Raw genomic sequence first — 11,868 nt, 5'->3', positions numbered from 1 at the left:
ATTTATCGGCGTATCGCCAGCCTTAGAACTCTTCCCAATCAGCGTCGGCAGCGCCACCGCTCTTGGTATTCTTGTTACTAGCCGCTTTATTCGCGATTGCACGCGGAGCTGATTTAGGCATAGTCGGACGCGCTGGCGCCGCCCGGCTTGGTGCAGACATGCTGCTACCAAAGCTTTGGGTACCCTGAGCAATTTTAAAGACAGCCACCGTTCTCGCCAAATTGGCGGCCTGATCTTGCATACTCGATGAGGCTGCTGCGGCCTCTTCTACCAAAGCGGCATTTTGTTGAGTGACTTCATCCATTTGCGTGATCGCAATATTCACTTGTTCTATACCCGAACTTTGCTCGGCGCTGGCAGCGGCGATTTCACTCATGATGTCGGCGACTTGTTTTACCGCTGTCACGATTTGATTCATGGTCGCGCCTGTCTCATCCACTAAGCGACCACCGGCATCCACTTTTTCGACTGAGTCACCGATCAATCCCTTAATTTCTTTCGCAGCTGCCGCTGAGCGTTGTGCCAGACTGCGAACTTCGGAGGCGACCACGGCAAAACCGCGGCCTTGCTCACCGGCACGCGCCGCTTCAACCGCTGCATTTAAAGCCAGGATATTGGTTTGGAAAGCGATGCCATCGATGACACCGATAATGTCGACAATTTTGCGTGAGCTCTCTTTAATCGAGCCCATAGTATCAACCACTTGTGCCACGACCTGACCACCTTTGACCGCATAATCTGAAGCAGACACCACCATTTGATTGGCTTGTCTCGCGTTATCGGCATTTTGTTTGACTGTGCTGGTCAACTCTTCCATCGACGAGGCGGTTTCTTCCAAACTCGCAGCTTGCTCTTCCGTGCGCGAAGACAGATCCAAATTGCCCGCTGCAATTTCACTCGAGGCGGTGGCGATGGTGTCGGTACTGATGCGAACCTCGGACACCGTATTAACCAGGCTCGCATTCATCTGCTTAAGCGCGGCCAGTAATTGTCCGGTCTCATTATCAGAATCGACCTCGATGTCTTGGGTCAAATCACCACCAGCAATACCTTGTGCTATCTCTACCGCATAATTTAAGGGGGCTGAAATACTCTTCACCAACCACATGCCCACAACAAAGCCGGCGCCTAATCCGAGTAAAACCATCGCTATCGACATCATACGCACGCTACTGTATTTCGCTTGCGAGGCTTCGAACTCTTGCTTGCCCACATCTAATTGCAACTTAATCAAATCCGACATAGGCAGACGCACATCTTGATACAGGTGATCCATTTTTCCTTGCAAGAGCTCGGTCGCCAAAGGAATATTTTGCGCACGCAGTGCGTCTTCTGCTTTACTTAAGCCCTGCTCAACAAACAGCTTGCGGGCAGCTGCAAATTTCGCAGCTAATTGTTTTTCTTCCGGTGTCATGTAGGTTGCTGAGTAAGCCTCCCAGACCTTAGTCACTTCGGCTTTGTTCTTTTCAACTTCATCCAGGGTTTTCGCTATGTTAGCCGGGTCACCGGTAATCGCTTTCGCGATCGCCAGTTGATTACGATTGATGCCGCGTATCACGCTATCTAACTGACCAACCGCAATTAATCTATCTTCATAAACTGTTTTCAAAGACTGATTGACTGTGCTCAAACTCGTTATGCCTAAGACGCCAATCAAGATCATCAATAGCGCTAAAAAGCCAATCACAAAGATAAGCCGCGATTTGATCATTGTATTCTTTAACATGATATCTCTCCGGGGTGACAATACTTAACATGCTGAACTAAGCACATTTAGAATATTCAAGATGAAACTAAGCAACTTCACAGTTGACTGTAGTTGCATTTGCCAGTTTTGTAACCTGCACTTTGGTGCTATGTGTAGCTGCTGTTTTCAGGGGCAGCTTATGATGAAGCTTGGGCAAAAAAGGAAATCATGCTCATGTAACTCGACGATAAAGAGTGACGCTTTCCATTCTGCAGTCAGACTAAAAACAAACACAAATTATGTCTACCTGTCAGTAATCTTACGCCTATAGCCAAGTGCTATGAAATCAGGAGAAAGAATTTCAAGCTCGATGTGCCTATATGCAACACTATTCTGTATTCCCGCTTTTTTTCTAAGCTCAGATGGAAGAAATGCACTCAAATAGTGCGCACCGGTTGAAAAAAAACCATTCACCCCCCCAAACATTCGGGAATAAATGGCTTTTAAAAAAACGATGATGGAGACGAGGATTTTGTCGCAAAGAACTATTTTTTAGCCTGGATCAATCAGCAAAATCCAGGCAACTATACCAATCAGCCTAACTACTCACAAACCAATCAAAACTCTTCCCAATCAGTGTCTTGTACTGAACTATTGGCGATCGCTTTAGCATTGCTTGCTACAGGTTTCGCTTTTGAAATTGTCCTGACACTGACTGGCGCTGTTTTCAACTGGGGTCGTTTAACGGTGCTGTGCGATCCATACTGAGCTTGCGCCGTATTTGTCAGTTTAAAGACGGCAACCGTGGCGGCCAAATTGGCAGCCTGATCTTGCATGCTCGATGAGGCTGCTGCGGCCTCTTCTACCAAAGCGGCATTTTGTTGAGTGACTTCATCCATTTGCGTGATCGCAATATTCACTTGTTCTATACCTGAACTTTGCTCTGCGCTGGCAGCGGCGATTTCACTCATGATGTCGGCGACTTGTTTTACCGCTGTCACGATTTGATTCATGGTCTCGCCAGTCTCATCCACTAAGCGACCACCAGCATCCACTTTTTCGACCGAGTCACCGATCAATCCCTTAATTTCTTTCGCGGCTGCCGCTGAGCGTTGTGCCAGACTGCGTACTTCGGACGCGACCACGGCAAAACCGCGACCTTGCTCACCGGCACGCGCCGCTTCAACCGCTGCATTTAAAGCCAGGATATTGGTTTGGAAAGCGATGCCATCGATGACACCGATAATGTCGACAATTTTGCGTGAGCTCTCTTTAATCGAGCCCATAGTATCAACCACTTGTGCCACCACCTGGCCACCTTTGACCGCATAATCTGAAGCAGACACCACCATTTGATTGGCTTGTCTCGCGTTATCGGCATTTTGCTTGACTGTGCTAGTCAACTCTTCCATCGACGAGGCGGTTTCCTCCAAACTCGCAGCTTGCTCTTCCGTGCGCGAAGACAAATCCAAATTGCCCGCTGCAATTTCACTCGAGGCGGTGGCGATAGTGTCGGTACTGATGCGAACCTCGGATACGGTTTGCACCAGACTACGGTTCATGTCTTTGAGTGCCTCTAACAATTGACCCGTTTCGTTTCGTGATTCGACTGTAATCTCTTGCGTGAGATCACCCGCAGCGATACCTTGCGCAATTTCTACTGCATAATTTAAGGGTCCTGAAATGCCTCGCACTAACCAAATACCAACCGCAATGCCTGAGATCACACCGAGTAGAATAACGACGATTGAGACAGTGCGAACGGTGTTGTAATTTTTCTGAGCTGCCTCGTATTCCTTCTTCCCTTCATTCATTTGCAAACTAATCAGTTCACCCACCGAGCTACGAACATCTTTAAACAAGGGCTCCATCTTTTTATGCAAAATCTCCGTTGCCAAGGCCGTATCCTGCTTGCGTAATGCGGCTTGCGCGAGATTCAAACCTTGTTCTATAAAGGTTTTTCTGGCAAGGCTAAATTTTTCGGCCAGTTTCTTTTCTTCCGGTGTAAGGAAGGTTGCCATATAAGCATCCCACACTTTCGAAACATCGGCTTTGCCCGTTTCTACTTCTTCCACAGCTGCGGCGATATTTGCTGGATCACCAGTAATTGCACGTGCAATCGCAAGTTGATTGCGATTTAAGCCACGTATCACACTATCGAGCTGGCCCATCGCAATTAAGCGATCTTCGTAGACGCTGCGTAGCGAATCATTCACATTCGCCAGGCTAGTTAATCCTAATACACCAATGACTATCATCAGCACAGATAAAAATCCAATCACGAAGATTAGGCGTGATTTAATCATGGTATTTCTTAACATCGGTATTCTCCCAATTTTCTATTTCACCCAGTACTTACTGTCATTTATGCTGACCAGCTCATTCTCGGCGCCTGTCTATAACTTCGTTGCTTATCAATATTTAAGCTGCCGCATCTGCCAATAGCCCGATATCTTTACTTGACAGCATGCGATCGATATCAACCAGAATAATCATCCGTTCATCAACCGTACCGAGGCCGATCAGGTAATCTGCATCGACAGCGGTGCCCATTTCTGGCGCTGGTTTCATATGTTCCTGGCTCAAATTAATGACATCCGATACGCTATCAACGACCATACCCACGGTGCGCCCACGAACATTTAAGATAATCACCACCGTCATTTCCGTGTAGCTGACGTCAGGAAAACCCAGTTTGATGCGCATATCCATAATCGGTACGATGATGCCGCGTAAATTGATCACCCCTTTTAGAAAGGCCGGTGCATTCGCTATCTGCGTTACTTTCTCGTACTCGCGTAGTTCTTGAACCTGTAACAAATCCAATCCATATTCCTCACTACCCAAAGTAAAGGCGAGAAACTGGCGCAAGCTAGCTGATGCACGAGCTTCTTGTTTCTGCCCAGCTAATTGATTGAGTTCGATGACTTGATCTGACATGATGATCCTCCATTTAACAAATTCTGGAGGACACTGTAATCAAGTTAGTTCGATCTGTAACTTGCACTTTAGTGCTATGTAGCAACATTATCTATAGAAGAAACCTAAGCTAGATGACAGGCCTGAGCGAAGCCTAGCCGTCGACTTGATCGGATGGATGGATGGGGAATTTAAATCGGTTTACTAGTGACTAAGCGCGCGGCTCGCCGAGTAAATTTGCCAGTATCGATTGCAGTGCATAAGAATCAAAAGGCTTATGCAAGTAAGCGGCGCAGTGCTGATCGATGGCTTGACCTATGGTCTGCTCATCATCACGGCCTGAGATAAAAATAATTGGATAATGTAATTGACGGCCACGTAAGATTTTCTGCAGCTCTAATCCTGACATGCCATCTAAATTGATATCTAACAAGAGACAATCAACTGGCTTGCTATTTATTCGATCTAGATAAAGTTCGGCAGAGACATAGGTTTCTACTTCATAGCCAATCGCAAATATGAGGCGCCCAATCGCCTTCAAGAGACTGACATCGTTCTCTATCACAGCGATCACTTGATTAATATTTGGCATATCCTTTTCTCCACTAAGAACTCTCTCGCAGTGGAGAAACTCCCGTAAAGAAACTATAACCACTATCAAAAATTTTGTAACCTGCACTTTAGTGCATATCGCCGCAATTAAGACGCCTATTTATTTTTTATCGAGCAATCCAAGTTGCGACGCCATCAACACCAACTCGGCCAAAGAATTGACTTGCATTTTCTCCATGATGCAGTGGCGATGCGCTTTGACTGTGCGTTCGGCATTGCCCAACTGAAAGGCGATTTGTTTGTTCAGCAACCCTAAAATGACGAGGTCAAACACTTCCTTTTCCCGCGCGGTCAGTGAATTAGCACGTCGCTGGATATCTTGCAGGTATTGATATTGAGAGTCGTTCGCCTGGAATCTTTGCAGAGCGTTGGCAATAGCCGTCAACAAGGCTTCTTTTTCTACCGGCTTAGTCAAAAAATCTTCGGCACCGTCTTTGATCGCACGTACACTCATCGCGATATTGCCTTCGCCTGTCAAATAAATGACTGGCATACGATTCGCTTGTTGTATCAATTTTTCATGTAACTGCATGCCATTTAAGCCTGGCAAATTAATGTCCAGCAAAATACATCCTGGCTCAAGCGATGTCGCCTGCAACTGTTGCAAAAATTGTGTGGCGGATTCAAACAAAACGACGCTATAACCTGATGCGCTGAGCAAGCGTGCCAGCGCCGTGCGTAATGAGGCGTCATCGTCAACGATATACACCCGTTGCGGCATTGCCGCGGCGAAGTCCTTCATTCCGACTCCATGCTTTGCAGAGGTAGTTTGAAGAATACGATAGCACCACCTCCCGGATTATTATGGGCGCCGATTTGTCCTTGGTGTGCATGAATCAATGAGGCACTGATCGCCAGTCCCATCCCCATGCCTTGTTGTTTCGTCGTAAAAAATGATTCAAATACACGGCTTGAATTATCGCCAAATCCTACGCCGCGGTCTTCCACGACAAATTCGACATTGTCGCCGCTGGGTCGGGTCGTAATCAGAATACGACGCTGTTCATCTTGTAAATCGGCGATGGCATCCATACTGTTTAACACCATATTCACGATCACTTGCTGAATTTGGATCGCATCCACTTTGACCAAAAAGACCGAGCAATCCAGGTCCGCGACTATGCTAATCTTGCGCTGCTTTGCCTCCACCGATAAGAAACTCAAAACCTCTTCAACGATGTTATTGAAACTACAGAGAACAATCTGACTCTCGCCCTTGTTTAACATTCGTCGCATACGATCAATAATCTGCGAGGCACGTTGGTTATCACGGCGTATGTCGGCCATGATGTCCTTCAATACTTGCAATGGAAGTGTCTCTTGTTGCAGAAATAATTCTGCTGCTTCGGCATTACTTAAAATCGCCGCCAAAGGTTGACGTAAATCATGTGCAATCGCTGACGAAAAAATCGACGAAGTAATGCTGCGATTCAAGTGGGCAATTTGGTCAAGTCGATTGCTCGCCTCACGCTCTGCAGTAGCAAGTTGTGCCGCTTTTATTTCGACTAATTCATTCAGGTATTGATTTTGATAGGCTAGATATTTTTGCAAATGATGTATTTGCAAATGGGTCTTCACTCTGGCTAAAACTTCTTCTTCTTGAAAGGGTTTGGATACATAGTCCACCCCACCCGCTTGGAAGGCATTTAACTTATCTTGCACTTCCTGCAATGCACTGATAAAGATTACCGGTATGCCTTCAGTTTTTGGATTGGCTTTCAATATTTTACAAACTTGATAGCCGTCCATACCGGCCATCCGCACATCCAACAGGATGAGATCTGGCATAGCGGCCTCTATGGCCTTGAGCGCGATGTCACCTGAAAGTGCGGGTCTGACTTTGTAACCAGCCTCTGCCAAGATCTGATGCAATATCTGCAAATTATTGGGATTATCATCAACAATTAGTAAATTGCCTTCGTTCATTGTTGCTTGTCCTGTTGCATAGCTGAAATTCTTTCGTCTCAATATTGATCATCATCATAATCTAGCAAGTCGAAGTTGCAAGCTGGAAGTAAACCTACCCAGCAAATTAACAACACTTGCTACAAACTGTCACAAACGATGAGGTATCTCTATCGGGCTTATCCAAGAATTCAACACATCTCAAGATGTATTGGCTGCGGACAATTCATTAAGCACAGGGCATTCTGGCCATTCAATTGTAGTTCGGCTGTCACAAATTGGCAGTAGCGATGCGTTCATGCTCAGACCAACTAGCATGTCACGCTTAGGGTTTCCAACTCCGCAGCAATAAAGCATTCGACACCACACTAACACTAGAAAGTGCCATCGCCGCACCAGCGATCATGGGATTTAAGTAGCCGAATGCAGCAAGTGGAATGCCCACAATATTGTAGATAAAAGCCCAGCCCAGATTTTGACGAATTTTGCGATAAGTTCTTTTCGAAATCGAAATTGCCTCTGCCACCAAAACCGGATCGCCACGCATTAAGGTGATACCAGCCGTATGCATGGCGACATCGGTGCCGGTGGACATCGCAATTCCGACATCCGCCGCCGCCAATGCCGGGGCATCATTGATGCCATCTCCAACCATGCCAACTCGATAGCCTGCTTGCTGCAATTCACGTACCACATTCGCTTTATGCGCGGGCAGGACTTCCGCTCTGACATCGGTAATCCCAAGCACCATGGCCACCGCATTGGCGCTGCCATAATTATCGCCACTCAGCATAATCGATTTGACACCGAGCGCCTGCAAGCGCGCTACTGCTTCACGCGACTTTGCTTTCACGCTATCACCAAAACTCAGCACAGCTGCTAATTGCACTGCATCCTGTTGTCCATTGCTTTGCAAAGCCAGGCAAGAAACCGATCGCCCTGCATGCTGCTCCAGCTGCACGGCCTCATCCAGGCTCTCTGTATTAATGCCGAGCGCTTGCATCCAAGTTAAATTCCCTAGGTAAATCGTGACCTCATTTAAGCTCGCTTGTACGCCATGTCCAGGTATTGCTTTGGCATCACTCACTTGCGGGCAAACGACACCAAGCTGTGCGGCCTTCTGCAGCACCGCCCGCGCTAATGGATGTTGACTATGTTGCTGCACAGCGGCTGCCCATTCCAGTATTTGTACCTCTGTGTAGTCGCGGCTAATCACTTTCACCAGCGCGGGTTTACCTTCGGTCAAGGTTCCCGTTTTATCAAATGCAATCGCCGTTAATCCATGGGCGATTTCTAAGGCATAGGCATCTTTAATTAAAATGCCATATTTCGCCGCCACGCCAGTCCCTACCATAATCGCGGTCGGCGTTGCTAAACCCAAGGCACAAGGACAGGCAATTACTTGCACCGCGACCGCATTGAGTAAAGCAGCCTGCCAATCTCCGGTGAACACACCCCACGCCACTAAGGTCAGTACGGAAATAGCGAGCACGACCGGCACAAAAACGGCACTTACTCTGTCGACCAAGGCTTGTATTGGGGCCTTAACCGCCTGTGCATCTTCCACCAATCGAATAATTTGCGAGAGCATGGTGGCGCCACCGATCGCTGTGGCTCTGACCAACAATAGTCCATCAGCATTGATAGAGCCCGCAATCGCCATATCACCCTCATGCTTACTCACAGGCAGACTCTCGCCAGTCAATAAGGATTCATCAAGATGACTACTCCCTTCCACTATCTCGGCATCAACTGCCACTCTATCGCCGGGACGCACGATAACAAGCTCACCCAAACCTACTTGCGAAACTGGCACTTCGCAATCAATACCAGCACGCCGCACGAATGCCGTGGTCGGACGCAAAGCTTCTAAAGCACGTAGTGCCTGTACGGTCTGATGCTTGGCGCGCGCTTCCAAGTATTTACCTAGTAAAACTAAGGTAATAACAACGGCGGAAGATTCGAAGTACAAATGGCTCATGCCATGGGCAATATGAGCGTTTTGTTCAAACAGCAAAAACAGCGACAAACCATAAGCTGAACTGGTGCCGATTGCCACCAACAAATCCATATTACCGCTACCTGAGCGCACTGCATTCCAAGCCGCCCTATAAAAGCGTGCGCCTAACCAGAATTGCACAGGTGTCGCCAGCAGCAGCTGTACCCAGCCGGGAATCATCAATTCGATTCCAAATAAAGCCAACAACATTGGTGCCATCAATGGCAGACTCAAAGCGGCCGCGCATACAACTCGCCAGCCCTGAGCATTTCCCTGACTTGTTTTAACTTGCGTCATACCCACGCCATCTTGCGCCACCTGAGCCAAGTAACCTGCCTTCTTGCTAGCTGCCAACAAGTGCTGAATATCACTCTCTATTTGCATTTTCACCTGTGCTTTTTCAGTCGCCAGATTCACGCTAACAGTGATGACGCCAGGCACTGCTCGCAAAGCTTTTTCAACCCGTCCTACACACGAAGCGCAGGTCATATCAACGATGTTCAGCACCACATTTTTAGTCGCTACCTGATAACCTGCTTTTTCCACTGCGGCTATCAAACTGTCTACACTCACGCCCACTTCAGTTTCGATACTCGCTTTTTCGGTGGCCAAATTCACGCTAGCATTCAGCACGCTAGGGACAGCGGACAAAGCCTTTTCAACCCGCGCCACGCACGATGCACAGCTCATTCCTTCAATTTTTAGACTCATTTTGGTATTCATATTTTGCTCGATTTTTTCTAACGAAAAGGGAAGAAAACTTGGCTGTGACAGTATACTAAGATCGGAGGTTGACACCACAGTACAGCTTATCATCATGGGAAGGTCAAGAGAACCTGCCGCAAATCTTCCGCTAATCTGCTAAACAATGAGCAAACGCAAAAGATTTACTATCGCTACCTATCGAGGCGCAAAAAAACTCTACAATGGCCATAATCGAAAAATCAGGAGCAACACTATGCCGCAATTTCAAGTTCAAGATATGACCTGCAAACATTGCGAAGCGAATATCAGCACTGCAATTAAGGAACTTGACGCGCAGGCGCTAATCTCTGTAGATCTGAGCACTCATACGCTGAGCATACAATCAAGTCACAATGCAACAGCATTAGAAAAAGTTATCCGTGAAGCGGGCTATAGCCCGGTCTTAGTGAGCTCAGAGTAAGTGCAAAATACGTGGATTTAGCGAAAGAAGTAATTCACAATCAATGGCACCAGAGTCGGTGCCATTAGCGCTGTCAGAATACCATTTAGTCCCATACCCAAACCCGCAAAAGTACCAATCTCTTTACTCACTTGAAATGCTCGCGCAGTACCAATGCCATGTGCCGCCAGACCCAATGCGAAACCACGGATCTCCGGTGAGCTAATACGCATCCAGTTAAATAAATAGCGCGCAACCAGAGCACCAAATGCTCCCGTTAAAATCACGATCGCTGCTGCGATCGAAGGAATGCCACCGATCTTTTCAGCGATACCCATGGCGATAGGCGTAGTCGCCGACTTTGGCCCGATCGAAAGCGCAAGTTCGTAAGAACCATGCATCCAAATCGTAATCAAAACGGCCGAGGTGATTGCGGTAAGCGACCCCAGCACAAGGCCCACACTTATTGGCAAAAAACTGCGGCGCAATCGTGGCAACTGACGTGCCAGCGGTATGGCTAATGCAACCGTCACAGGTCCCAACATCAGATGTATAGGCTGCGCGGCAGAAAAATATTCTGCATAAGAAATACCTGATGTACTCAAGACCAAAATCACCATCAATACGGCGATCACAACAGGATTGGCCAAAGGTGAAAAATTGAATCGTGCTGATATCCACAACGCACATAGATAGGCCGATAGAGTCAAAGCTATCGCCACCAAGGGCGAGTGCATTACATACGTCCAGACCAGGCTCAATTCAGGAACATAGTGCATATTATTTATCCGCCTCGGATGGTGCAGCCTGGTCCTGCACTGAATTGGCATGACTGCCCTGTGATCCCATCAAAAACCGCATACTGAAGGCTGTCACGGCCAAAGTCAGTAGAGTGCTAATCACTACCGCGAGCACCAAGGCCAGCCAATGCTGTGCAATACCGCTGGCAGACACCATGATCCCGACACCCGCAGGAATGAAGAAAAGTGACATATGCTTCAGCACTTGATGACTAGACTCCTCTATTTTTTCCATCAGACGCGGCGAGATAAGCAAGGCAACAAATAGTAATAACATCCCTAGCACGGGCCCCGGGATATTCCACTTTAATAAGTACGCCAGCGCTTCACCGAGGCACTGAAAAATCATTAAGACGGCAAGTGTGTAAAGCATAGTAGTCAGTCAAAATATGAAAGGCAGACAAGGCTCGATGACACCGACACTTTGGAACTTTAACTTCAGGACGGGCGCAGTATTTTCGAGGAATATTTGAGCGTATCCGAGGAATTGCAGATCAACAAGCCTAAAGCTAGGCACTGTTAGGATTTATTTGTGGGAATTGGGGCAAATAGCATTTTGCGGCTCAACTTAGCCTCGCAATAGAGACTGTATAAAACGATGAATTTCGTTTTTAAACTCAAACTACATTTAGTTTTACACAATAAAAAAGGGCTCACATTTCTGTGAGCCCTTAGTACTACTGGTGCCGGTTGCCGGAATCGAACTGGCTACCTGATGATTACAAGTCAACTGCTCTACCAAGTGAGCTAAACCGGCGAAAATCGTTTCAAGACTATTTGCAATCCGTTTTGTTTTGCAACG

General features: G+C 47.3%; 10 protein-coding genes and 1 tRNA gene. 1 reads left to right on the top strand and 10 read right to left on the bottom strand.

What is annotated here, in order from left to right; genetic code table 11:
* Positions 1 to 22: 22 nt before the first annotated feature.
* The 7 genes from AC1RR2_RS03640 to AC1RR2_RS03610 all read right to left on the bottom strand — a co-directional run bounded on the left by AC1RR2_RS03640 (position 23) and on the right by AC1RR2_RS03610 (position 9,845).
* Positions 23 to 1,726, bottom strand: a complete 1,704-nt coding sequence (locus AC1RR2_RS03640; RefSeq protein ID WP_493220935.1) for a methyl-accepting chemotaxis protein — start codon at positions 1,724 to 1,726, stop codon at positions 23 to 25.
* Between the two features lie 578 nt (positions 1,727 to 2,304).
* Positions 2,305 to 4,008 carry a methyl-accepting chemotaxis protein gene (locus AC1RR2_RS03635; RefSeq protein WP_493220934.1) on the bottom strand — a complete coding sequence of 568 codons (1,704 nt, stop codon included), beginning with the start codon at positions 4,006 to 4,008 and terminating at the stop codon, positions 2,305 to 2,307.
* Positions 4,009 to 4,108: 100 nt separating this feature from the next.
* Complete coding sequence (locus tag AC1RR2_RS03630; RefSeq protein WP_493220933.1) at positions 4,109 to 4,627, bottom strand: chemotaxis protein CheW; 519 nt, start codon at positions 4,625 to 4,627, stop codon at positions 4,109 to 4,111.
* Between the two features lie 190 nt (positions 4,628 to 4,817).
* On the bottom strand, positions 4,818 to 5,198 hold the full coding sequence (locus tag AC1RR2_RS03625; protein WP_493220932.1) for a response regulator transcription factor: 381 nt from the start codon (positions 5,196 to 5,198) through the stop codon (positions 4,818 to 4,820).
* A 120-nt stretch (positions 5,199 to 5,318) separates the two neighbouring features.
* Entirely contained in the window at positions 5,319 to 5,960 is a 642-nt protein-coding gene (locus AC1RR2_RS03620) for a response regulator transcription factor (protein WP_493220931.1), read from the bottom strand.
* Positions 5,957 to 7,144 (bottom strand): hybrid sensor histidine kinase/response regulator, encoded by a 1,188-nt coding sequence (locus AC1RR2_RS03615; RefSeq protein WP_493220930.1) that lies wholly within the window; start codon positions 7,142 to 7,144, stop codon positions 5,957 to 5,959. The genes AC1RR2_RS03620 and AC1RR2_RS03615 overlap by 4 nt, the downstream gene beginning before the upstream one ends.
* 304 nt (positions 7,145 to 7,448) lie before the next feature.
* The gene (locus AC1RR2_RS03610) at positions 7,449 to 9,845 is read right to left on the bottom strand and encodes a heavy metal translocating P-type ATPase (RefSeq protein WP_493220929.1); all 2,397 of its coding nucleotides are present in this window, start codon (positions 9,843 to 9,845) and stop codon (positions 7,449 to 7,451) included.
* A gap of 235 nt (positions 9,846 to 10,080) precedes the next feature.
* Between AC1RR2_RS03610 and AC1RR2_RS03605 the strand changes: the two genes are divergently transcribed.
* Positions 10,081 to 10,287, top strand: a complete 207-nt coding sequence (locus AC1RR2_RS03605) for a heavy-metal-associated domain-containing protein (protein WP_493220928.1) — start codon at positions 10,081 to 10,083, stop codon at positions 10,285 to 10,287.
* 17 nt (positions 10,288 to 10,304) lie between these two features.
* Here the strand turns inward: AC1RR2_RS03605 and AC1RR2_RS03600 are convergent, their stop codons facing one another.
* The 3 genes from AC1RR2_RS03600 to AC1RR2_RS03590 all read right to left on the bottom strand — a co-directional run bounded on the left by AC1RR2_RS03600 (position 10,305) and on the right by AC1RR2_RS03590 (position 11,823).
* Positions 10,305 to 11,045, bottom strand: coding sequence for an LrgB family protein (locus AC1RR2_RS03600; protein ID WP_493220927.1), 741 nt, complete (start codon positions 11,043 to 11,045; stop codon positions 10,305 to 10,307).
* Position 11,046: 1 nt separating this feature from the next.
* Positions 11,047 to 11,439 carry a CidA/LrgA family protein gene (locus AC1RR2_RS03595; protein WP_493220926.1) on the bottom strand — a complete coding sequence of 131 codons (393 nt, stop codon included), beginning with the start codon at positions 11,437 to 11,439 and terminating at the stop codon, positions 11,047 to 11,049.
* A gap of 308 nt (positions 11,440 to 11,747) precedes the next feature.
* A tRNA-Thr gene (locus AC1RR2_RS03590) sits at positions 11,748 to 11,823 on the bottom strand.
* Positions 11,824 to 11,868 lie beyond the last annotated feature (45 nt).

Source organism: Undibacterium sp. GW821-FHT11H02, from assembly GCF_058808015.1.
The sequence above is the reverse complement of the archived record's forward strand: the minus strand, read 5'-3'. Positions and strand labels throughout refer to the sequence as shown.